Raw genomic sequence first — 23317 nt, forward strand, 5'->3', positions numbered from 1 at the left:
CCGAAGTCGTCCAATCGTACCAGAACGCGGTCGCCGCCGCCGATACGGCGAAACTGAACGCCGAATGGGGCGCGGCCGAAACATACAACGAAAACCTGAAGGGCGACCCGGTGCACGACCCGTTCGTGTCGGGAAGCGGATACGTGCTGCCCACCAACTACACCAGCGTGCTCAACATGAACGGTGACGGCGTGATGGGATATCTCGACATCAAGCGCATATCCCTGCGCCTGCCGATCTACCACGGCGTCTCCGAGGATGTGCTGTCCAAAGGCGTCGGACATCTGCGCCAGACCGCGTTGCCGATCGGCGGCAAAGGCACCCGTTCCGTGCTCGCGGGGCATCGCGGGTTGCCGTCCGCCGAACTGTTCACCCGGCTGGGGGAGATGCGCCAGGGCGACCTGTTCTGGATCGACGTGCTCGGCAGGCAACTCACCTACAAGGTCGTGGAAGTCAGCGTGATAGACCCGCAGGACCTCGACAAGCTGCAGCCCGACCCGAACCGCGACCTGGTGACCCTGCTGACATGCACGCCCTACGGCAAAAACACGCAGCGGCTGCTGGTGACGGGCGAGCGCACCGAGGACGTGCCGGAGAACTCCGACGAGGCGGGCGGCGCGTCGAGAATCCCGAACTCGATGGACTGGTGGGTGCGCGCCGGGCTGCTGGCTGGCGGCGTGACGTTGCTTTCGACGCTCGGTGCCCGAATCTGGTGGAAACGGCGCGGCCGGCATGCGATTCCGCGGGGGCGCGGAGGACGACGGGCGCCGTGACGGCGACGCCCGTCGGGGCCGGTGCCGCACCGCCACGGTTGCAACGGCACGAACCCGTAACGTCAATGGTGTACACATGACGATTGTCTTGAATCGTTGTGGCCTATGAGCAATCGGGAGGGCGGACTATGGCGGGCAAAGCGGCGGAACCCTATCGGGACGGTCAGATCGAGGGCGGACTGCCCTCGCTGATGGTACAGGGCGTGGTTGCGGCATCGGTGGCATGCGTGGGCGAGCTCATCTGCGCGCCGATCTACGCGGGGATGGCGCATCTCGCGATTGTCCCCTGGGCGATGGTCGCGTGCCTGCTGGCCGTCGCATACACCTATATCGTCGGGTTCGCCCTGCTGTGGGCGGCGTCCTCACTGTCCCACGGCGTGCGCAGCGCCAAGCTGACGCCGCTGGTGTACGGCGGCGTGGGACTGTTCGGATTCTGCGCCTGGGGCGTGTTCGTGATGCCGGCCATGGTGAATTCCTTCGCCCAGCCGCAGGGACTGGCCGCCATGACCGTGGGGCAGACCGTCGCCACGGGCTTCAACTGCGCGGCGATCGGATTCGCCGCCTTCTTCTTCGCCTACGTGCTGCATCCGCGCCTTGCCGCCAGACGCGGCGCGGTGTTCGCGCTCGGCGGATTCACCATCCTCGTCGCGGCGCTTGGCGTGTTCTTCGCGTCGCGCATGTACGGGGTGCTGTATTGACGATTCGCCGCCCGTTTGCGGCGGTGGTAGGATATGCGGTTATATGCCGTTCGATGTATTTGAAGGAGCAATATGGCTGAATCGCTGATGCCGAAGGTGAACGCCGAATTCGGTGCGACCCCGGTGCTTGAGTTTCCCACTGAAACCGCGCCCGCAGGCCTGAAGTCGGTGGAGATTGTTGAGGGCGACGGTCCGATGGTTCGCCGCGGGGACACCGTGACCGTGAACTATCATGGCGTGGTGTGGGGCAAGTCCGAGCCCTTCGACTCGAGCTTCAACCGTCATCAGCCCGCCAGCTTCGGCATCGGCGTCGGCCAGGTCATCAGGGGTTGGGACCAGACCGTGCCGGGCCATAACGTCGGCTCCCGTCTGGTGGTTTCCATTCCGCCGGAGTACGGCTACGGTTCGCGCGGCGTGCCCCAGGCGGGCATTGGCGGTACCGACACCTTGGTGTTCGTGATCGACATCATCTCCACTCGTTGATCGAACAAGTACGCATCTTCGGGGCGTCGGCGCGGTGCGTCGGCGCCTTGGCGATAAGGGGAAGGAACATTCATCATGGCAGAGGAAAAAACCGTTCTGCTGACGCAAGAGGCCTATGACAAGCTCAAGCAGGAGCTCGCATACCGCGAAGGCGAGTATCGCGACGAGATCACCGAGCGTATCGCCGCGGCCCGTGCGGAGGGCGACCTTTCCGAGAACGGTGGCTATCAGGCTGCGCGCGAGGCGCAGAGCAAGAACGAGGGCCGTATCAACGAGCTGATCGTGAAGCTGCGCAACGCCAAGATTCTCGAGGCGCCCAAGGCCGGTACCGTGGGCAACGGCTCGCTGGTCACCATCGTGCTTGCCGGCCGTGAAATGAGCTATGTGCTGGGGTCGCGCGATATCGCCGTGGCGACCGATTATGACGTCATCAGCCCCGAATCTCCGATCGGCGCCGCCATCAATGGCGCCAAAGTGGGCGATGAGGTGAGCTATCAGGCGCCGAACGGCCGTCAGATCACCGTGACGATCAAGGACGCGAAGCCTCTCGAGGCCTGACGCGAATTTCCAGGAACCGGCCGGTGGGCGGGGCGACGGATTCGTCCCATCCGCCGGCCGATTCGTATCGGGCCGCCGCGGCGCCGCCCCGGCCTACCAAAGCGCCACAATGACCATGTAGATCGCCACCATGTGGCAGGCGTAGCCGGCGACGGTGCCCACGTGGAAGATTTCGTGGAAGCCGAACACGCGGGGCCATGGATCCGGCTTCCGCAGCGCGTAGACGATGGCTCCGGCGATGTAGCACGCCCCTCCGGAGGCCAGCAGCACCACGACGGCGGGGCCGGCGACGGGGGAGAGCCAGAACAGTCCCATGAAGGCCACGCCGGACACGCCGAAGACGATGTAGGTGATGGTGTAGAGCCAGCGGGGTGCATTGATCCAGATGACGTGGATCACCAGGGCTATCGCCGTGCACGTCCACATGCCGATGATGATGAGATTGCGCCAGAACGGTTCGAGGGCGAAGGACACCGGCGTGTAGGTGCCGGCTATCAGCAGAAAGATGTTCATGTGGTCGATGCGCCGCAGCACATCGGTGACGCGGGGACTCCAATCGCCAAGATGATAGGCAGCCGAATTGGTGAAAAGCACCAGCGAGCATGTCATGAAGATCGCGCAGGCCCATTTCAGCGCCGCGAAGGGGGCGAGGCAGATCAGGACGATGCCGGCCGCCAATGCGAGCGGGGCGGCCACTGCGTGGATCCAGCCGCGCAGCAGCGGCTTGGGGCGGCCATGGACGTCAAGACGCACCTTGCGCTCGACTTCGGCGGGGGCGATGCCTTCGATGCGTGCGGCGCGCTCCTGCGATTTGGCGATCACCTTGCTGGCCCGTTCCTCGGCCTTCAGCCTGATGGCCTCGGCTTTGGCCAACCCGGTGGCGCGCACGGCGTTGGCCCTGGCCTGGAGATGCTCCTCCCGCGCGGCGATGACGGCTTGTCGTTTGGCCTCTATCTGAGGGGTGGTGCGCTTGGACATGCTCCTCCCGTCTGTGGCGCTCCATTCGACCACATAACTTACGCATGCGTAACCTACGATAGCGTAGCTATTGCCGTTCCCGCAAGTCCCCGACGCTCCGAGATACGGCCTGTCTTCTACACTGATTCCTATGGCAGATTTCACGCATATCCTCGCAGCACGACCCGACCTGACCGACGACGACCGCGAATGGCTGCACCATTTGGCGGCTGACTGGCAGGTGATCGCCGATCTGAGCTTCGCGGATCTGATGCTGGTGCTTCAAGACGGGGACGGCAGGTATGTGGTCGCCGAACAGTGCCGTCCGTCCACGGTGATGTCGCTGCGCTTCGACGACGTGGTGGGCAAGGAGGTCTCCGCCGATCTGATCCCCGAACTCGACCAGGCCATGGAATCGAAGGTGGTGTTCCGCTCGACGAGATTGCGCACGCAGGGACGCAATACGATTTGCGACGTGTTCGCCCCGATCCACCATAATGGCAAGACGCTGGGCCTGGTGGTGCGCGAAACGAATATGGCCACTCGCGAATCCAACGGACGATACGAGTCCGAAAGCATCAAAGCCGGCAAGCAGCTGTTCGAGATGATCCCGCGCGGACAGTTCCCCTATAAGGACTCCGTGCTCAATCAGCGGCACAACGCCCGCGTGGCGGACGGCTTCATCATCCTCAATGCGGACGGCATTGTCCGATATGCTTCGCCGAACGCCATCAGCTGTTTCCGGCGGCTCGGCTCGCTGCAGGTCATGCAGGGGCGCTATCTGTCCGAAATCGGCACGACGCTGCTGCATCAGAACGATCCGGTTCCGGAGACGCTGCCGCTGGTGCTGACCGCCAAGGCGCCGGTGGACTCGGAGCTCAACGCCAACCGGTCTGCCGTCTCCCTTCGCTCGCTGCCCCTGTATGACGCGAGCGGCCGCGTGGGCGGCATCGTGCTGTGCCGTGACGTCACCGAGTTGCGTAGGCGCGAGAAGGAGCTCCAGACCAAGGACGCCACCATTTCCGAAGTGCATCATCGCGTCAAGAACAATCTGCAGGCGGTGTCCGCGCTGCTGCGGTTGCAGGCGCGGCGCACCAAGAACGCCGAGGTGAAGAAGGAGCTGGGCGAGGCGCAGCGGCGTGTGCAAACCATCGCGGTGCTTCACGAGGGGCTGAGCCAAAGCGCCGACGAAGTGGTTGACTTCGACAAGGTCATCGACAATCTGCTGCATATGAGCGTTGATCTTGCCACCGAGAGCGATCAGCACATCTCCATCAGCTTCCTGGGCGAATTCGGCATGATGCCGGCGCAGGACGCCACGCCGCTGTCGCTGGTGCTGACCGAGCTGGTCACCAACGCGGTCGAGCATGGGTTCGAGGGACGCAAGGAGGGCCATGTCACGATTTCCGTCGGCCGCAGCGGCAACACCCTCAACGTTGTGGTGGAGGACGACGGCAACGGCCTGAACGCCGAATCGCATGAGGGCATGGCCCGTTCGTCAGGCTCCGGCTTGGGCACGCAGATCATCAACACCTTCGTGACGAACGATTTCGGCGGCACGGTGCGTTGGGAGCCCCGGCGCGAGGGCGGCACGCGTGTGGTGCTTGACATGACGCTTCGCGCGGCCCAGGACTGATCGACGGATCTGATCTGTCTATCAGTCCGGTCGACCGCGTCGCCGCAAATATGGATGGGCATGATTGAGGGCCTTGGAACGCTTATGGTTCCAAGGCCCTCAACCTCAACCGTTGGCGGTCTGACCGGCCAGCCTCCGATTCACTGCATCTGCATGGCCTGCGAACGACGGGCGCGCATCGCGCGACGTTTCAGCGCACGACGCTCATCCTCGCTCAGGCCGCCCCAGACGCCGTAATCCTGATTGGTGTCAAGAGCGCACTTGAGGCAGGCGTCAATCACCTTGCAGGTGCGGCACACGGCCTTCGCCTCCTCGATCTGCTGATAAGCGGCACCGGTGTTGCCCACCGGGAAGAACAACTCCGGGTCCTTGTCGCGACAAGCCGCCTTGGCACGCCAATCAAAAGCACTACTCATTTGTTTGTCGCCTTCTTTCAACGAATTCATTCGGTTCCATGATCCGAACACTACAGCTAGCAAAGCACGAATCGATGGACTTTTCAAGGGCAATCACCGCATGGGGCAAAGAGTTTTCACGCCATGCACAGCTGAATGAGCGTGGCCCGACCGTGAATCAGCAGCAGCGCGCGTCCCGGGAGATGCGCGGAGTCGTCGTCAAGTCCTCGCAGGATGTCGGCCGGAATGCCGTGCATGAGATCTCGGGTGCGGTCGGCCGACGGGAAGACGAGACGGGCGGCAAACCGCTGGTCATGGACGAGCCTGCGTGAGGACGCCATGGCGATGGCGAGCAGGGGAGTCCTCCTGGCCAACGCCGTATGCAGCAGCGCCCGGTCCCCGGCGCCGTCCCACAGTGGATCGTCCAGCGCATCGGCGTCATCGAGCAGCAGATAGTCGGATGGTTGGCCGTGGCTCTCGGTATCGAGCGCCCGGCATTGCCCCTTGAGATGCCGCTCGTCCAGACAGCGCCGCAGTAGCCGCAGCAGCGTCGTCTTGCCCCGCCCGGGGGCTCCGACGACAATAAGGGGGAACAATGAGTCCAGCGCGATGTCGCACGGCTCGGTGACGATGCCATTGTCTTGCAGGCCGAGTCGCACGTTGCCGTCGCTTCCGGCGCCCAGACGGGATCGCATGACCATATCGGGCAGGGGAGCGCTGAACAGTTTGGCGGGAACGCTGCCGTGAACCGTTCGCGCGGCGGCGCGCAGACCCTCGACGACAGGCGCGGCGTCAATGGGTTCGGGGCACCGGAATGCCCGTATGCCGGCTCCGTCGCCGATAAGTCCGATTCCGGGGTGCGCGGGAGGCAATCGGGCGGCCAGCGTGGTGCCGAGCATGTCGGACGACTGCAGCGGATCGCGCACTCGTAGGCAGATGTTGAGCGCGATGTTGGCTTTCATGGTCGCCCCGACCTGCGCCATGGGATGTTGCGTGCACGCGATCAGATGCATGCCCAGGGATCGCCCCAGCGACGCCAGACGGACGAGCCGTTCGATCATATCGGGCAGCAGCTGGCGCAGGGCGTTGAACTCGTCGACCACCACAACCAGCCTGGGCGGCGGGTCGGCAAGTTGCGACAGCTGGCTTGCTCCGGCCTGCGCCACGAGTCGTTCCCGGCGGTGCAGCTCGGATTCGATGGCGTTCAGCGCACGACCAGCATGGACGAGGTCGAGATCCGACACGCATCCGACCACATGCGGCAGCTTCTCGAGCGGACGGAAGGTGGCGCCGCCCTTGAAGTCCAGCAGCACCAGGGCGAGGGAGGTCGGAGGATTGCGCACGGCCAGGGCCAGGCACCACTGTTGCAGCAGTACCGATTTGCCTGATCCGGTGGTGCCGGCGACCAGCACATGGGGACCCTCCACCGCCAGATCGACGCATGCCGTCGACCCGTCGGGCGACAGACCGATGGGTGTGGGCGGCGGGGCGTGCCGACTCCGGCGGTCGGCGTCGGCGGTCGTGGCATATGGTTGGGCGTCCAGCCAGCATCGGGTCGCATAGCGCCAGACGGTGAGGGCGTCCGACCCCGGAAGTCCCACAAGCGCATACCACGAACTGCGCGGAATGGCCATGATCGACTCGACGGTGGCGGATTCCGGCGTGGCGTGGATTGCGGTCCGGTCAAAAGTGTGACGTGATTGGACAGCTGCATCGTCGACTCCGGCGTCGTGGCCGCGGCGACGGGAACGCATCAACATCAGCGAGGCGAAGCATCCCATCAATGTCGGCAGGCACAGAGGCAGGATCATCCACCGCCCTTCGGCGATCATGAAGGATGCCATTGCCAGTTGGGCGCAGGCGGGGGCCGCCATGCTCATGACAAGCCATGGCGATTCCGCTCGCGATGATTTCGATGTCGTATGACGACGCTCCGACGATCCCATATCCCAATCCTGAGAGCTCAGGGCATGGGGGTCAAATGGGGGAGGGAATGTGCGCGAATGTGGCTGAACCCGCCCTCTACTGGCCCCCAACGGTGCCGGGGGCGTGCGTTCCGTTCGCCAGCTGCGAAAACAGTTCGGTGTTGCGGGTGGCGTCGAGCAGCACCGACGATCCCACGCCTGCGCCGCGATAATCCGCATTCGTCCAATACACGCTGCCCGTCACGCCCTGCTCGCCGGAAGCGCTTTTGAAGGCGAGTGCCATCTGCGCCAGCGACCAGGGGCTGGCCTGCTCGTCAACCGTCAGCGCTCCGAGCCCTGTCTGGATGAGCGACCTGACGGTGGAGACATTCGTGAGCGTCTCTTTGCTGGACGCCTTCGACGCGATGGCGCCGATTACCTGACGTTGCCGTTCGGCGCGACCGAAATCGCCCTTCGGATCCGAGTAGCGCATACGGGAGAAGGCCAGCGCGGTGGAACCGTCGGCGGTATGGCACCCGGCCTGCCAGTTCAGCCCGGATTTTTCGTCGTGCACCGTACGGTCGTAGCAGAGATCGACGCCGCCGAGGGCGTTCACCACGTTCTGCAGGCCCCCGAAGTGGATCATGGCCGCGTGGTCGATCTTCATGCCGGTGATCCGCTCGACCACGCCGGTGAGGGCCGGGTATCCGGCGTACTGGGCGACGGAGTTGATCTTCATTTTCTTGCCATTGACCTCGACAAGGGAGTCCCGGGGGATGGAGATCAGCGAACTGTTGCCCGACGTGGGTTTGGTGAGCACCAGAATGGTGTCGTTGCGGAATCCCTGGGTGGCGTCGTTGATGCCGGTGCCGTCATCGGCGTCACGCTCGTCGGATCCCAGGATCAACCAGGTTTGCGGCGCCGTGTTTGCGGCGCTCGTCAGCATGTTCTGCCTGTCCAGCTGTCCATTGACCCAGTTCCATGCGGAGACGGTGCCGAGGCCTGCGACCAGCGCCACTATGAGGAATGCCGTCAGCAGCATATGCGCCGGACGTCGTCTGCGTCGTGCCGCCACCCTGGAACGGGATGGACGGGTCGCCCGCCGCGCCGGGGCCGCCGGGGTCTGGGCGTCGCCGGACGCCGCGCTGGCCCGGTGCGCGGATCGTCGCGGTTGCGCGGCGGGCCGACCGGATGCGGACGCCCGGCCCGGCGAGAAACTGGGGGGCGTCGAACTTCTGCGGGCCGTCCCGGAGGGAATGAAACTGGGAGGCGTGTCTCGCGGATCGAATGAGCCTGTTGGCTTCGTCATGGCACCTCCCGAAACTGCTGTAACTGGTTGCCAGTGGTAACACACATCAATGTGAAGAAATGTTGATGATGCCGAGTCCTCGACAGTAACGGCACAACCGCCTCTCGCCGCGCCGCGTCGGCCGAAGGCGAAATATACCACAGATGTCATAAAAACCGCGTATTGACACAAGCGTAATTTGACAAACCGCAAGTTGCACGTGTGTAATTTAGAGCGTAACTATTCCGGCGACAAGGAGAGGAAGCATGCTGGGCGCGCACGATGATGCTTCCGACGATCCGCTATCCGAGCTGTGGGGACTCTTTAGACCGGACGAGGATCTTTCGTGGCAGCACAAGGCGCTGTGCGCGCAAACGGATCCCGAGGCGTTCTTTCCCGAGAAGGGCGGATCCACCAGAGACGCCAAACGGATATGCGCCCGGTGCGAGGTGCGCGAACAGTGCCTGCAGTGGGCGATCGAGCACGACGAGCGTTTCGGCATCTGGGGCGGTATGAGCGAGCGCGAGCGTCGCCGCTACAAAAAGGAGCAATCCAAAGAACAGGCATGACGGGCCGTAGACTAGAAACCATGACTTTCAATACTTCTGCAGCCGCGGGAGTCCAGCACCTGTTGGCGAACCTGCTGAACACGCGTCCGCACACCGGGCAACAGGACGTCGACGACACGGTGGCCGCCGTGATAACCGTTGAAAACGATCTGCGGTTCCTGGGTCCCACCGTTCAGGCGGTGCTGTCGCAGCACGTATTGCCCGGGACCATTGTCGTCGCCGATTGTTCGGGGCGGACCACGACCTCCGTGTATTCCACGTTCGAGGTGATCCGTCCGCGCACCACGAGGCTTGACCATTTCCCGGAAGTCGCCTCCGTGCAGGTGCAGATCGTCGGAGCCTCCGGAGCCCTGTCGTTCGGCGACGCGGTGGGCAAGGCGCTGGGCCGGGCCCATATCGGCGACGGCACCAAATACCTGTGGCTGCTGCATGACGACTCGCGTCCGGCGTCCGAGACCTGCCTGGAAAAGCTCGTCGAAGCTCATCGCAACGCACCGACGGCGTCCATCATCGGCGCCAAGCAGCTCGATTGGGAGGCCTCCACCCTCCATGACGTCGGATCATATGCGGCCCCGGGGCATAAGGTCTCCTCGCTGGTGGTGGACGGCGAGCCGGACCAGGAGCAGTACGACGGCCGTCAGGACGTGTTCGCGGTTTCGCTCGCCGGCGCATTGGTGCCGCTGTCCGTGTGGAACGAGCACCGGGGAGTGATCCCCTGGATGACGACGTTCGGGGAGTCGAAGGACCTCTGCCGGCGTGTCTGCCTCGGCGGAGGGCGCGTCCTGGTGGAACCGAAGGCGGTTATCGCGCATCGTCGCGCGCGGTTCGAAGGCGTTCGGTCCCGTTCCGGCGCCCCGCTGGACGACGGCGACCGAGTCAACTACCATCTGGCGGTCATCACAGCCCAATGGCGGTACCGCATCACCGACATCGGCATGCCGGCATGGCCGTTGCAATGGCTGTGGCTGCTGCTGCGCTCCGTCGTGATGCTGCTCGTCCGCCTGTTCGACAAGCAACCCTATGAGGGGCTGTGCGAATTGGCGCTGCCGTGGCGGGCGCTGGTCAATCTTCCCAAGGCCTCGTCGGCGCGGCGCCGCGTGAGGAGGGCTGCGCGGGTTTCGCTGGCGCAATTGAACCAGCTCGTGGCCAACCGAATGCAGATGAAGCGTTGGAGGGAACGTCTGCTCGCGTTCGAATCGCAGCGCGACGTCGTACTGCTCAGCCCTCTGGCCAAGCTGCACCTCAAACGCCAGTGGCGTATCCGTGCGGCTTGGGCGGCCACCATGACGGTGGGGCTGACGCTCGCCATGGGCGTGACGCGATGGAATGTGGTGCTGGCTCTGTTCTCCGGCGGATCCCTCGTCTCCGACCGCCTGCTGTCCACGGGCGCGTCCTTTGCGCAGGTCTGGCAATCCGCCACGACGGCATGGAGCTACGGCATGGGACTGGGCGTCAGCGGACCGCCCCACCCCTTCCTGCTGGTGCTTGGCCTGGCGAGCATCGTCACGGGCGGTCATGTCGCCGTGGCGATCGCGTTGATGTACCTGCTGTCCGCCCCGTTGGCGGCGCTGTCGTTCTGGGCCCTGGCGGGAACGTTCACCCGTTCCAATGCGGTGCGTGTCGCTGGCGGTGTAATGTGGAGCGCCCTTGCGGCCGCCATGGGACTGTATCATGACGGCGATCTGCCGATGATGGTGGTGATGGTCTTCCTGCCGGCGGCGTTTGCGTTCACACTGCGGGCCGTCGCCATGAACCTGACCGAGGAGCCCGTTCGCCCCGAACCTTCGGTGCAGAGCGCCGCGCTGGCCTCGCTGTGTTTCATTCCCGTGATCGACGCCGAGCCGCAGCTGCTGCTGCCGCTGACCGTGACCTTCCTGGCGATTATGGTGCTGGTGCGCCGTCATCGTCTGATGCTGCTGCTCATCCCCGTGCCCGCCGCCTTCTCGCTGGCCCCGACATTGGTCAACGTGGTGGGCAACATGGGTGCGGGACAGTGGCGCGAGCTGTTCGCCGACGCCATGGTCGCGTCGACCGCCTCCGCGGGCTCCCCGCGCTCCATGAGCCTGATGGATGTGATCATGCAGGCCTTTGGCGTCGATTTGGACTCCATGTCGACTGCGTCCGGAACCTCCGGAACGGCGTTCCCCGAGTCGGTGGCGTCCTGGATAGTCCAGTCGCCTGCCCGTCATGCGGGATTGCTGATTTCCATGGCATGCATCGCGCTGATCGCCGTGGTGGCGCTGCTGCTGCCGCAGGTCCTGCGCGTGTCGCGCATGATGTGGGTGGCGATCGTCGCCGGCGCCGCGCTGTCCCTGGTGTCGCCGCGCATCGCCGTGGGACTGGACGCCGACGGGGCCGTGTCCGGATCGGTGCTCCCGGGATTCGCCCTGCTGTGCATGGGTCTGCTTGCCTGCATGAGCATGGTGGCCGGTACCGCGGTCAAACGCTTCGCCCCGTTGGATGACCTGCATGCCACGGATCGTGGCATCCGCCAGTCGCTGTCGTGGCCGTCCGCCGGCCGCATGCTGCTGACCATCGTGATGATCTGCTGCGTTGGCCTGTGGGGCTGGTCCGGATACGCGCGCACGATGTCGGCGGGAGGTGTGACCGTTGCCCGGCAGGGTCTGCCGATGGTGGCGGTCGACTATCTGCAGCAGGATCCCTCCCATCGTATTCTGGCCGTCCAGGCCGAATCGTCCACGATGATGGATTTCACCGTCATGCGCACCGCCCGCGGGGAGCTCATCGACAATTCCCCGTTGGTCAGCGCCTTCGTCGCGTCGGGACGGCAGGAGCAATCCACCGAGACCATGGCTTCCGCGCTGGCCAGCCTCCTGTCGAATAGCGACGCCGAGGCGGTGCAGACGCTCAGCGATCTGGGATTCGGCGGCATATACGTCGTTGCCGACGAGTCCGAATCCACTGTCGATTCGGCATATGACGATCTGGTGTCCCATATCACCGCCTCCGAGGGCACGCAGAACGTGGTGAGCGGATCGTCCGGCACGTATTTCCGCCTGACTTTGAACGACACGACGACGCAGGGCGTCGATGTGGCATCCGAAACCGCCATGCGCTCCAACGGCTGGCGGTTGGCATGGCTCTGGTGCCTTGGCCTCATCGTGGCGGTGTACTGTCTGGTGGCGCTGCCGTCCGCGCGCAAACGAGAGCAGGAGTGGGTATGAGCAAGAACAAACAGGGACTTCCTGCACAACGATCCGCCGGCACGATGCTGGCGGCCGGTGTCACACTGGTTCTTCTGGTCGCCTGTCTGGCGGCGCTGTTGGTGGTGAGACCGCTGCCGGCATGGGTTGACCGTGCGGCGCAGTCCTCGTCGGCGCTTGAGCAAACCGTCAGTCAGCGGATGGTCGAGACGTATTGTCCGGCACGCATGTCGTTGGCCGACACGTCGCAATACGGTGACAGCGAGTTCCAGGTCTCCCAGGGTGACGTCGCGTCGTCCTCCCGGTATTCGGCGTTCGGGGCGATCTACCGTTCCACGGTGAGCACACTGTCGGGCGAGAACTCCAATGATCTGAAGGATTCCGATCCGACTGACGAATCGGCGGTGCATGTGATGGCAGGCAACGCAGATCAGGGGTCGCTGCTGCAGCAAACGCAGCTTCTAGAGGCTTCGCAGGGCACCGGCGTCGCGTCAGCCACCGCATCGTGGGCTTCGCAGGGGGATCTGAGGGGATTGGCGGCCACCTCCTGCGCAGACAGCTCGCTGACGCACGCCTTCCTGCTTCCCGGCACCCAAACCGGCTGGAGTCAGCAGATTGTCGTGGCCAACTCCTCCTCCCAGGCCACGTCGGTCAGCGTTCAGGTATGGGGAACAAGCCAGACCGGGGGATTGACTCTTGCCACCAGCGGCAGCCTGACCGTGAACGCCGATGGCGAAACCGTATACGATTTGTCCGCCGCCGCTGCGAACCAGGATGGTCTGTACGTCACGCTGACGAGCCAGAGAACGCCGGTGCATGCGCTGGTGCGCGTTGTCGCGATGAACGGTTTGACCGCGCAGGGCAGCGATTATGTGGCTGAGACTTCCGAAGCCTCGCAGATGATCGCCATCGCCGGGGTGAAGGGCGTTTCGTCGGCGCGCGTCCTGCTGTTCGCCGATCAGAATACGTCGGTGTCGTTGTCGTGGATCACGCCCAATGGGCTGGTCGCGGCGACGTCCCATGACGTGACTGCCTCGCAGGTCGGCGTGGTCGATCTTGGCGCGCCTCCGGCCGATGCGGTGGGAGTGGGCGTCACCGCCGATCAGCCGGTGCGGGCGTCGGTGGTGGTGACGCGCAACGGGGACGGCGGCCAGTCCGATTTCGCCGTGCTGTCCTCCGGCGAGCAGTCCGTGTACAGCGCGGCGGCGGTTCCCGACCAGGTCGAGGCATCCCTGGCGGTGTCGAACGTCACCCGCGCCGATACGTCGGTGACCTTCGATGGCTACGATGCGGATGGCAGGCATGTGGGGGCGAAGGATGTCACCCTGGGTGCCAATTGCGCCCAGACCATATCGTTGTCCGATCTTGGTGACAACGTGGCCGTCGTACGGCTGCATGACGAGCGCCAAACGGTTTCATGGAACGTCATGCTGCAGCGCCAGAGTCTCGCCGATGCGGGCGTCGGCGCCGTCGCGGCGATCGGGTCGACGCCCCTGTCGGTTGCGCACGCCACGATCTACGCCAATCCGAGGCAGGGGGTCGTCAAATAAGCCGTGGCGCCGGTCACATCCCCCAGTCCGGGTCGATTTCCTCCGGGCGCCTGCCGTAGAGTTCCGCGATTCGGCTCACCATTTCGTCGCGAATAAGCATCTGAAGCTCCATGCGGCTATGCGTCTCCATCTGCATGGGCATGCGGTACAGCACGATGCGCGCCGGTATGCCGTGACTCGCCGGAAACGCACGGGAGAGGCAATTGGGCTCGTCCTCCCATGGCGCGGGATCCGAGGCCGGTACATCCTCCACGGCGAACTGCACGGGACGGATCAGTTCCGGCCATGCTCCGTTCAGGCGCTTGAGATTGCCCGCCACCATGTCGTCGAACATGCCGGATCTGGTGCGGTAACGCGGCAGTCTCACGCCGAAGGTCGGGCGTCGGCATCCACGGCCGTGGGTGTCGCGGTAGATCTTGTCCGTCCAGGGTGGGGTGAATGACTGTCTCATGCCGGTCACCCTAGTCTCATGGGCGTATAAGACGTGGTGCGGCACGTCGGCCCGCCGCCTGTTTCACGTCGCAAGGTGTTACGATACTGAAAAGTTTGATGGGAGCGAAAGTTCGATGGGGACGCTCGGACGTACAGGAGGTCGCATGGCAGTCGTCATAGAGGATTCTTGGAGGGATCTTGATCTTGGGGCGATAGGCGCGCGCGCGAAGGCGGCGGGATTCGACCTGGACAACACGCTGGCACGTTCGAAGATGCCCATGCGCGAGGACATCGCCGAGGCGTTCTGCGAGTTGACCCATGTGATGCAGGTCGCGGTGATATCCGGCGGCAGTTACGAACTGTTCGTCAGGCAGATTCTGAACGTTGTCGGTGATCGTGCCGATCTGGGCAACCTTCACCTCATGCCCACTTCGGGAACGCGGTATTACCGGTATCGCGACGGCCGATGGGTCTGTCTGTACCGGCATGATCTGCCGGCGGCGCGGCGGCGCGCGGCGATGGAGTCGCTCGAACGCCATGCCCGCGAACTGGGATTGTGGCGTGAGCAGGTGTGGGGGGAGCGCATCGAGGACCGCGGCAGCCAAATCACCTTCTCCGCATTGGGCCAGTCCGCACCGGTTGAGGCCAAAGAGTCCTGGGACCCCGACAACAGCAAGAAGAATGCGCTGCGGGCCGCCGTGGCCGCCGATCTGCCCGATCTGCTGGTGCGTTCCGGAGGCTCGACCAGCGTGGACGTCTCCGCCCATGGCGTGGACAAGGGGTATGCGGTTCATGAACTGGCGCGCATACTGGGCGTCGAGGTGGCGGACATTGTATTCATCGGCGATCGCATGGATCCCGACGGCAATGACTATCCGGCCGCTCAGGCCGGCACCATGCCGGTGAGGGTGCATGGACCGGAGGACACGCTTGCGGTGATCCGGCGGCTGGTCGCAGCACGCCAGGCCGGCGAATAGGGGTATGCCATGGTCGGAGTGCCGGGGGCGATGGGGGCGTGGCTCGCTGAGATCCGGGATCTGCTGATTCCCCGGGGATGCGCCGGATGCGACCGCCCCGACTATGCGCTGTGCCCGCGTTGCGCGACCGAATTTCGGCAGTGCGAGGCATGGCGTGAACCCGTCAGCGGCGTCGCCTGCTATGCCTGCGCGTCATACCGGGGTTTCGCGCGGCGAGCGGTGCTGAGCTGGAAGGACCATGGCGATCTGGAACTTGACGCCGTGTTCTCGGACGCCATCGCGCGGATGGTTCGCTCCTGCGTGGCGGCCGGCCGGCTGGACCGCTCCGGCGTGCCCGTCGGTTCGCAGGCGCCTGTCCTGGTGGTTCCGGCGCCGTCCTCGTTCGCCTCGGTGTCCCGACGCGGCCGTCGGCAGGTGACGCCGCTGGCGAATGCCGTTGCGGAGGGGCTGGCCGCCTGCGGCGTCGAAGCCCGGGCGGTTGAGGCACTACGGATGAGGGGAGTGCACGCAAAGGCCGTGCAGACTGCATCCGGCCGTGACAGGGCCGGCAGAATCGCCGGACGCATCGTCCCCGTCAGACCGGTGCCAATGGCGGGTGCGCGGGTGATTCTTGTCGACGACATCATCACCACGGGCGCCACGATTCGACAGTGCGCACAGGTGGTCGAACGGGAGTCCGGAACGGTGGTGGCCGCCGTGGCACTGGCCCGCACGCACGCGCCGGGCCGTTACGCCTTGTGATGTTTCGGCAGCACGATTTCGAAATCGGCGCCCCGCGGATCGTCCACCACCATAACCGAGCCGCCGTGCAGTTGTGCGGCCCAGCGCGAAATGGACAGTCCCAGTCCCGTGCCCCCGGATTCCGTGCCGGGGCCCGTCTTGCCCTTGACGAACCGGCGGAAAATGTCGGACCGCGCTTCCGGCTCGATCTGCGAGCCGAAGTTGACCACATTGGTGACGATGGTGCCGGCCTCGACGTCTTCATGGGTTTCGATGAGCACCTCGGTGCCGTCCGGCGAGTGTTTCAGGGCGTTGCCGATGATGTTGGTGAACAGCTGGCGCAGCCGGTCCTGGTCGCCTTCCATGACGATGCCGGAGGGAATGTTCATATGGATGCTGTGGGCGTGCCCGGAGTCGGCGATTTCCAAGGGTTCGACGGTTTCGTCGACAAAGTCCGCGAAATCGAAGGATTCGATGTTCAGACTGGCGGCGCCCGCCTCGATGCGACTCATGTCGAGCAGGAAGGCGATGAGATCGCTCAGACGGTGCGTTTGCGAGAGAATGCCCTCCAGATTCGCCGGCGTGGGTTCCGTGACCCCGTCCGCCATGTTCTCCACCATGGCCTGCAGGGCGGAGACGGGGGTGCGCAGCTCGTGGCTGACATTGGCCACCATGTCGCGCCGCATCTGGTCGGCGTGCTGCAATTCGTCGGCCATGTCGTTGAACGACCTCGCCAGCTGGCCGATTTCATCGCTGCGCAGCGTGGCGGATTCGTCGATGCGGGCGGTATAGTCTCCGTCGGCCATGGCCTCGGAGACGTCGCGCATCTGACGCAGGGGGGAGGTCATGCCGCGGGAGAAGAAATAGGTGATCCCAAGGGCCACGATCAGCGTCAACGGCATGGCGATCCAGCCGGACCAGCCGACTTTGAGCAGAAACCACGCCATGACGAAAGCGATGGCGGTGGCGATCACGATCAGTACGCTCAGTTCGATTTTGAGCGACGACATGCGAACGATGGGACGCTCGTCGGATGGACGGGCGTCCTGGCGGGGGGAATCATCCAGCATCGCGGCGGCCAGCTCGCGTCAGCGGATCGGATGGGTCGCGTCGGATGCTGCCGGTGGCTCGAAGGCATAGCCGACACCGTGCACCGTGCGAATCAATTCGGAGCCGAGCTTGTGGCGAAGCGCCTTGACATGGCTGTCGACGGTTCGGGTTCCCGAGGCGTCGACCCAGTCCCAGACCTCCTCCAGGAGTTTTTCGCGGGTCAGCACCGATTTCGGCTTGCGGGCCAGCGTGGCCAGCAGATCGAACTCGGTGGGGGTCAGATGCACCTGCGTGCCGTTCAGCGTCACCAGACGCTGGGCCGGGTCGATGACCAGGGTGCCGAAATCAAGCAGTTTTTCGTTTTCGGCGTTCTTGGCGATGACCTTGGCGCGCTCCACACGCCGCAACAGGGCCTTGCAGCGGGCGATCAGCTCGCGCATGGAGAACGGCTTGGTCATGTAGTCGTCGGCGCCAGCCCCCAGGCCGGTGACCTTGTCGGCCTCGTCGTCGCGGGCGGTGAGAATGAGCACGGGAACGGGTCGCTCGGCGACAATGCGTTTGGTGGCCTCGAGGCCATCCATAACCGGCAGCATGATGTCCATGATCACAAGATCCGGTCTCAGCTGCGAAGCCGCCTGCACGGCGCTGGCGCCATCGGAGGCGACGCGCGCCGACCATCCTTCGGCGGTGAGTCGCTGCGCGATGGCGGTGGCCAATGTCGGCTCGTCCTCCACGACCAGAACGGTGCGAGAGTCGCGTTGAGTGTGTGCGCTGGTAATCATGACTGAATTTGTCACCCTTGTCTGTCTGTGGTGTCGGCGACGGGTCGTCCCGGCCTCGTCGGCCCGAACGACCCGTCGCCCATCTCATTGATCCTGCTTCAAGAATAGCGCGCCAAGGGCGGGAACAGTGAGCGTCGCGGACCAATCCCTGGAATGGTACTCGCCTTCGACCGCGACGATGTGGCTGTTGCGGATGCCGGAGCCGCCGTACTGCTCGTCGTCGGTGGTGAGCACCTCCTTCCACTCGCCGCCGTGCGGCAGGGGCACGCGATAGTCCTGCCATGCGGTGCCGGCGAAGTTGACGACCACCACCATTTCCTCGCCGTCCTTGCCGATGCGCATGAAGCTGAGCGTATTGTGGCCGGCGTCATCGGAGGTGAGCCACTGGAATCCGGCGGGGTCGAAATCCTGGCTCCACAGGGCCGGGTTCGCCCGGTACAGCGCGTTGAGGTCGCGGACCAGATGCTGGACACCTTGGTGGTCGGGCCAGTTCAGCGCACCCCAATCCACCGATCCCTCGTGGTCCCATTCGCCGTACTGGGCGATTTCATTGCCCATGAAGGTCAGCTTCTTGCCCGGATGCGCCCACTGGTAGGCGAACAGCGCACGGACGCCCGCATAGCGCTGCCAGTCGTCGCCGGGCATCTTGCCGAACAGCGAGCCCTTGCCGTAGACCACTTCGTCATGGCTGATCGGCAGCACATAGTGCTCCGAATAGGCGTACACCATGGAGAAGGTGATCTCGTTGTGATGGTATTTGCGGTTGATGGGCGTTTCATGCAGATATTCGAGTGTGTCGTGCATCCAGCCCATATTCCACTTCAGGCCGAAACCCAGGCCCCCGGCGTCGGCGGGGGCGGTGACGCCCTGCCATGCGGTTGATTCCTCGGCGATCATCATGATGCCGGGGTTGTTCCCATAGGCGGTGGTGTTGGCCTCCTTGAGGAACTCGATGGCCTCCAGATTGTCCCTGCCGCCGTAGATGTTCGGCCTCCACTGGCCGGGCTCGCGGCTGTAGTCGAGATAGAGCATGGAGCTGACGGCGTCGACGCGCAGCGCGTCGACATGGTATTCATCCAGCCAGAAGCAGGCGTTGGCCACCAGGAAGTTGCGCACTTCGTTGCGTCCGAAGTTGAACACGTAGGTGCCCCAGTCGGGGTGCTCGCCGCGCAGGGGGTCCGGATCCTCGTACAGCGGGGTCCCGTCGAATCGGCCGAGGGCGAAGTCGTCCTTCGGGAAGTGCGCGGGCACCCAGTCCATGATGACGCCGATTCCGGCCTGGTGGAATGCGTCCACCAGGGCCTTGAAGTCGTCGGGGTCTCCGAAACGGGAGTCCACGGCGTAGTAGCCGGTGACCTGGTATCCCCACGATCCGGAGAAGGGGTGCTCCTCGAGAGGGAGGAACTCGACGTGGGTGAAGCCCATCCTCCTGACGTACGGTACGAGCTCATCGATCATGCCGCGGTAGTTCAATCCCTGCTTCCAGCTGCCGGCGTGCACCTCGTAGATGGAAATCGGACCGGCGTGCGGGTCGGAGGACCGACGGCTGTCCATCCAGGCCTGGTCCCCCCACTCGTGGTCGGAATCCACCACGATGGAGGCGGTGGCCGGGGGAATCTCATGGGAGCGCTCCAGCGGATCGGCCTTCTGCTTGACCTCGTAGTTTGCGTTGAGGATTTCGAATTTGTATCGTTCGCCGGCGGCGACCCCGGGGACGAACAGCTCCCAGACGCCGGAGGAGCCGAGTTCGCGCATGGCGTGGCGCCGGCCGTTCCAGTCGTTGAAATCGCCCACTACGCGCACGGCGTGGGCGTTGGGCGCCCAGACGGCGAACGCAGTGCCGACAACCGGCTTGCCGCCCTCGCCGTGCGCGTCGCCCATGGGGTCGTCGTAGTGCAGCACATGGGCGCCGAGCATCTCCCACAGGCGTTCGTGGCGTCCCTCGCCATAGAAGTAGATGTCGAGATCGCCGATTGTGGGCAGGTAGCGGTAGGGGTCGTCGTCGACGATGGGGAGGCCGTCGCCAAAGTCGGTTTTCACGCGGTAGTCGGGCACCGACCAGCCGTCGTCGGTGCGTTGCGCGGGGATGACGGTGGTGAAGATGCCGTTGAACTCGTGATAGGTCTCGTATTCGCCGTCGAGGGTGAGGATGGCCACCGACTTGGCCATGGGCCGCAGGACCCGAACGGTCACCTTGCCGGCGTCGTCGCCGTTCATCAGATGGCCGCCGAGAACATCATGGGGGCTGAAGTACTTCGCGTTGCTCACTTGGTCAAGGACGGCGTAGTCCACTGGCAACGGGTTCATGTTGGCGGGATGACGTTCATTGCTCATAACGCGAGTGTACAACGATTCGGACCGGTCCGAGGCCCGTCGGTGAGCCTGGCGTCGCGGAATGCGGTTTTGGGCAAAGTCCAGACCGGATGGCACAATTAATCAGGTTTTTTTGTATGTGTATGTAGCGCGGAGGGCTCATGGATTACAAAGTCGGCGATATGGTTGTCTATCCTCGGCATGGGGCGGCGAAGGTGGAGGCCATCACCGAAAGAACCGTCAAGGGGGTTACGCGCGAATACCTGCAGCTGTCCGTGCTGTCCTCGGACGGCCTGGTTATCAACGTGCCGGTCGAGAACGCCAAGAAAGTCGGCATTCGCGACATCGTCGACGCCAACGAGGTGGCCAAGGTCTTCGAGATCCTGCGCACCCCGGTCATCGAGAAGGAGATGAACTGGTCCCGTCGATACAAGCTCAATGTCGAGAAGATCGCGACGGGTGACGTCAACAAGATCGCCGAAGTGGTGCGTGATCTGGCTCAGCGCGACGTGGACGAGCACGGCCTGTCCGCGGGAGAGAAACGTATGCTCACCAAGGCCCGTTCGATCCTTACCTCTGAAATCGCCCTGTCGGAGAAGCTGGACGAACCCACCGCCCAGCGTCTGCTGGATGTGAATCTGGGGTACGAGGTCCCGCAGCCCGGTGACGAGAAGCATCACACCTTCGCGCCCGAGGAGCCGGCCACGGAGACGCTGGCGCGTTTGGAAAGCGCCAAGAGGAAGCGCTGAATCGCCCCGCATGCCCCGCCGGCTGTCTTGCGGCCGAGGGGCATGCGGCATCCGGAGCATGTGACATCGGGGGAGTGATGGGTCAGCTAGCGATCGGCCAGGGGTTCGACGCGCATCGTTTTTCCGGGGATCCCGGACGCGAATTGTGGCTTGCGGGGCTGCTGTGGTCCGGCGAGGGGCCTGGCATCGAGGGTGATTCGGATGGCGACGTCGCCGTCCATGCGCTTGTCGACGCCTTGCTGTCGGCCGCTGATTTGGGCGACATTGGATCCCTGTTCGGGGTCGGGCCGGCCTCGCTCGGCTCGGGCATGCATGGCCTTGACATGTTGAGCCGGACCGTGGCATACGTGCGACGTCATGGCTGCAGCCCCCAGTCGGCGAGCGTGGTCGTCGTCGGCAATCGTCCCAAAATCGGTCGCAGGCGAGTCCAGGCGCAGCGGGCGCTCGGCGAGGCGCTGGGATGCCCGGTGAGCGTGACGGCCACGACAACGGATCATATGGGATTCACCGGCTCGGGCGAAGGCGTCGCGGCCATCGCGAACTGTCTGATGTTGCGGGACGGCACCGGCTCGGGTCAGGCGTCGGCTGCCTAGTGCCGCGCCAGCAGTGGCTGCACCGCCTTGGCGACGGCCCACAGCAGCGTCGAAATGGTGACGATCACGAAGCTCGGAGGCGCCGGAAACATGGCGGAGCATACCAGCCCGCCCCAGATCGACACCAGGCAGATGACGCTGGCGATCGTCATGGCGGCGAACGGGGAGGCCGTGACGATGTTGGCGGTGGCGGCCGGCGTGATGACCAGGGCGAAAATCAGCAACGTGCCGACCGCCGGCACGGCGATGGTGATCACGCCGGCCATCATGGCCATGAACGCGAGGTTCATCAGGCCCACCGGCACGCCTTTGGCCCTGGCCACCTGCTCGTCGAGCGAACTGAAGAGCAGCGGGCGGTAGATGATCGCGACGACTATCAGCAGCACTGCGTCGAAGATCGCGAATCCGCGGATCTGATCCTGGGTGATCGTCAGGATCGAGCCGAACAGGATGGATTGCATCTGGGCGGAGGCCTGGGAGGACAATCTCGAGAAGAACAACCCCATGCCGGTCGCGAAGGCGAGCACGGTGCCGGTGGCGATCTCTCGCTGCGAGGCCCGTTTGCCCAGTGCTCCAATCACCAGGGCTCCGCCCAGCGCGAAGGCGCCGAGACCGGCCGAAACCGGTAATCCGAGCAGTACCGCGCCCGTGGCCCCGGGCAGGCCGATGTGAGCCAGGGCGTGCGCGGCGAAGGTGGATTGGCGGGCAATGGTGAAGTATCCCATCACACCCGCCGCCACCGAGATGCAGATGCCGGCGATCGCGGCGTTGACCATGAACGGCGCCGACAGCGTGTCCATCCAATCCGGGTCGAATGCGAATGTCATCGTTGCGTTTCCTTTCCGAATCGAGCGCCGTGATGGGCGTGGTCATGGAAGCCCGCCACCTCGGCGGGATCGTGTGTGTCCGCGACCATGCCCTCCGGCTCGTCGTCCACGTTCGGGGTGACGAACATATCGCCCTGCGGCGTGGTGACCACCTGGACCCTGGTGCCGTACAGGTGGGTGAGCAGATGCGAGTCGAGCACGTCGTTCATCGCGGCATAGTGCGGGTGCCCGTCCAGCAGGTAGACCGCGCCGGTCAGGGTCGGCAGCAGCATGTTCAGATCGTGGGCCACCACCTGAATGGTCATGCCGAGCTCATGGTTGAGCCGTGCCAGCAGATGTGCCACGGCGCGCTGGCTGGCAAGGTCGAGATTGGCCAGCGGTTCGTCAAGCATCAGCAGTTCGGGGTCCGACACCAGCGCCTGGGCGATGGCCACGCGCTGGCGCAAACCGCCGGACAATTGCGACAGCCGCCAGGATGCCTTGTCGTCCACGCCGACGAATCGCAGGGCTTCGTGGGCTTTGCTTCGCTGCTTTTTGGTTACGGGGTGGAATCCGAAGCGCGTGCCGGTGAGCCCCAGTATCACGGATTGTTCGGCGGTGAGCGACGAATCGATGCCCGAGGCGTAGCTTTGCGGCACATATCCGATGCGCGCGTTCGCCTTGCCGGCGGGTTTCCCCAGCACCGTCACCGAACCCTGCGACAGGGGGACGAGTCCGAGCTCGGCCATCATCATCGTGGTTTTCCCGGCGCCGTTGGTGCCGACGATCGCCGTCACGCTTCCCGAGGGTATGACGAAGCTGCCATGGTGCCATATGGTCGTGCCGCCTCGGGATACCGCGGCATTGTCGAACACGATGCAGTCATTCATTCGCCCGGACCTTTCGCCTCACCTGTCATT

At 64.5% G+C, this 23317-nt stretch carries 22 protein-coding genes; 12 read left to right on the top strand and 10 right to left on the bottom strand.

Annotated elements, in window-relative coordinates; translation table 11 throughout:
• The 4 genes from B2994_RS06330 to B2994_RS06345 form a co-directional block, all read left to right on the top strand.
• Nucleotides 1-773: class C sortase (locus B2994_RS06330; RefSeq protein ID WP_291527525.1), on the top strand; the 773-nt coding region annotated here is incomplete at its 5' end.
• A 128-nt stretch (nt 774-901) separates the two neighbouring features.
• Nucleotides 902-1471, top strand: a complete 570-nt coding sequence (locus B2994_RS06335) for a hypothetical protein (RefSeq protein ID WP_291527526.1) — start codon at nt 902-904, stop codon at nt 1469-1471.
• Between the two features lie 72 nt (nt 1472-1543).
• Nucleotides 1544-1954, top strand: a complete 411-nt coding sequence (locus B2994_RS06340) for an FKBP-type peptidyl-prolyl cis-trans isomerase (RefSeq protein ID WP_291527527.1) — start codon at nt 1544-1546, stop codon at nt 1952-1954.
• Nucleotides 1955-2029: 75 nt separating this feature from the next.
• On the top strand, nt 2030-2512 hold the full coding sequence (locus tag B2994_RS06345; RefSeq protein WP_291527528.1) for a GreA/GreB family elongation factor: 483 nt from the start codon (nt 2030-2032) through the stop codon (nt 2510-2512).
• A gap of 93 nt (nt 2513-2605) precedes the next feature.
• Here B2994_RS06345 and trhA read toward each other — a convergent pair whose 3' ends face one another.
• Nucleotides 2606-3490 carry a PAQR family membrane homeostasis protein TrhA gene (gene trhA, locus B2994_RS06350; protein WP_291527529.1) on the bottom strand — a complete coding sequence of 295 codons (885 nt, stop codon included), beginning with the start codon at nt 3488-3490 and terminating at the stop codon, nt 2606-2608.
• 130 nt (nt 3491-3620) lie between these two features.
• Here trhA and B2994_RS06355 point away from each other — a divergent pair, with 130 nt between their 5' ends.
• Nucleotides 3621-5105, top strand: a complete 1485-nt coding sequence (locus B2994_RS06355) for a sensor histidine kinase (protein ID WP_291527530.1) — start codon at nt 3621-3623, stop codon at nt 5103-5105.
• A gap of 140 nt (nt 5106-5245) precedes the next feature.
• Here B2994_RS06355 and B2994_RS06360 read toward each other — a convergent pair whose 3' ends face one another.
• From B2994_RS06360 to B2994_RS06370, 3 genes are all read right to left on the bottom strand, one after another.
• On the bottom strand, nt 5246-5521 hold the full coding sequence (locus tag B2994_RS06360; protein ID WP_291527531.1) for a WhiB family transcriptional regulator: 276 nt from the start codon (nt 5519-5521) through the stop codon (nt 5246-5248).
• Nucleotides 5522-5637: 116 nt separating this feature from the next.
• A complete protein-coding gene (locus B2994_RS06365) occupies nt 5638-7380 on the bottom strand; it encodes an FtsK/SpoIIIE domain-containing protein (protein ID WP_291527532.1) in 1743 nt (580 codons plus the stop codon).
• Nucleotides 7381-7522: 142 nt separating this feature from the next.
• Complete coding sequence (locus B2994_RS06370) at nt 7523-8713, bottom strand: LCP family protein (RefSeq protein ID WP_291527533.1); 1191 nt, start codon at nt 8711-8713, stop codon at nt 7523-7525.
• A gap of 245 nt (nt 8714-8958) precedes the next feature.
• On the opposite strand from B2994_RS06370, the gene B2994_RS06375 reads away from it, so the two are divergent.
• Genes B2994_RS06375 through B2994_RS06385 form a run of 3 tightly spaced genes read left to right on the top strand, consistent with a single transcriptional unit; the run spans nt 8959 to nt 13975 of the window.
• On the top strand, nt 8959-9261 hold the full coding sequence (locus B2994_RS06375) for a WhiB family transcriptional regulator (RefSeq protein WP_291527534.1): 303 nt from the start codon (nt 8959-8961) through the stop codon (nt 9259-9261).
• 20 nt (nt 9262-9281) lie between these two features.
• Nucleotides 9282-12446, top strand: a complete 3165-nt coding sequence (locus B2994_RS06380) for a glycosyltransferase family 2 protein (RefSeq protein ID WP_291527535.1) — start codon at nt 9282-9284, stop codon at nt 12444-12446.
• Nucleotides 12443-13975, top strand: coding sequence for a DUF5719 family protein (locus B2994_RS06385; protein WP_291527536.1), 1533 nt, complete (start codon nt 12443-12445; stop codon nt 13973-13975). Before B2994_RS06380 ends, B2994_RS06385 begins: the two co-directional genes overlap by 4 nt.
• A 13-nt stretch (nt 13976-13988) precedes the next feature.
• Here the strand turns inward: B2994_RS06385 and B2994_RS06390 are convergent, their stop codons facing one another.
• Nucleotides 13989-14426 (bottom strand): metallopeptidase family protein, encoded by a 438-nt coding sequence (locus B2994_RS06390; RefSeq protein WP_291527537.1) that lies wholly within the window; start codon nt 14424-14426, stop codon nt 13989-13991.
• Nucleotides 14427-14571: 145 nt separating this feature from the next.
• Here B2994_RS06390 and B2994_RS06395 point away from each other — a divergent pair, with 145 nt between their 5' ends.
• Both B2994_RS06395 and B2994_RS06400 read left to right on the top strand, forming a co-directional pair.
• Complete coding sequence (locus B2994_RS06395) at nt 14572-15384, top strand: HAD-IIB family hydrolase (protein ID WP_291527538.1); 813 nt, start codon at nt 14572-14574, stop codon at nt 15382-15384.
• 9 nt (nt 15385-15393) lie between these two features.
• The gene (locus B2994_RS06400) at nt 15394-16125 is read left to right on the top strand and encodes a ComF family protein (RefSeq protein ID WP_291527539.1); all 732 of its coding nucleotides are present in this window, start codon (nt 15394-15396) and stop codon (nt 16123-16125) included.
• Here B2994_RS06400 and B2994_RS06405 read toward each other — a convergent pair.
• The 3 genes from B2994_RS06405 to glgB form a co-directional block, all read right to left on the bottom strand.
• Nucleotides 16113-17174: a sensor histidine kinase gene (locus B2994_RS06405; protein ID WP_414630657.1), complete on the bottom strand. Its 1062-nt coding sequence runs from the start codon at nt 17172-17174 to the stop codon at nt 16113-16115. The two genes, B2994_RS06400 and B2994_RS06405, sit on opposite strands and share 13 nt — an antisense overlap.
• 18 nt (nt 17175-17192) lie before the next feature.
• Complete coding sequence (locus B2994_RS06410) at nt 17193-17936, bottom strand: response regulator transcription factor (protein ID WP_291527541.1); 744 nt, start codon at nt 17934-17936, stop codon at nt 17193-17195.
• 84 nt (nt 17937-18020) lie between these two features.
• A complete protein-coding gene (glgB, locus tag B2994_RS06415; RefSeq protein ID WP_291527542.1) occupies nt 18021-20270 on the bottom strand; it encodes a 1,4-alpha-glucan branching protein GlgB in 2250 nt (749 codons plus the stop codon).
• Nucleotides 20271-20410: 140 nt separating this feature from the next.
• On the opposite strand from glgB, the gene B2994_RS06420 reads away from it, so the two are divergent.
• Together B2994_RS06420 and ispF are read left to right on the top strand one after the other, a co-directional pair.
• A complete protein-coding gene (locus tag B2994_RS06420; protein ID WP_291527543.1) occupies nt 20411-20998 on the top strand; it encodes a CarD family transcriptional regulator in 588 nt (195 codons plus the stop codon).
• Between the two features lie 77 nt (nt 20999-21075).
• Entirely contained in the window at nt 21076-21591 is a 516-nt protein-coding gene (ispF, locus tag B2994_RS06425; protein ID WP_291527544.1) for a 2-C-methyl-D-erythritol 2,4-cyclodiphosphate synthase, read from the top strand.
• Here the strand turns inward: ispF and B2994_RS06430 are convergent.
• Complete coding sequence (locus B2994_RS06430; protein WP_291527545.1) at nt 21588-22418, bottom strand: metal ABC transporter permease; 831 nt, start codon at nt 22416-22418, stop codon at nt 21588-21590. The two genes, ispF and B2994_RS06430, sit on opposite strands and share 4 nt — an antisense overlap.
• Nucleotides 22415-23287: an ABC transporter ATP-binding protein gene (locus B2994_RS06435; protein WP_291527546.1), complete on the bottom strand. Its 873-nt coding sequence runs from the start codon at nt 23285-23287 to the stop codon at nt 22415-22417. The genes B2994_RS06430 and B2994_RS06435 overlap by 4 nt, the downstream gene beginning before the upstream one ends.
• Nucleotides 23288-23317 lie beyond the last annotated feature (30 nt).

It is taken from the genome of Bifidobacterium sp. UBA744 (assembly GCA_002298605.1).
Classification (GTDB): Bacteria; Actinomycetota; Actinomycetes; order Actinomycetales; family Bifidobacteriaceae; genus Bifidobacterium.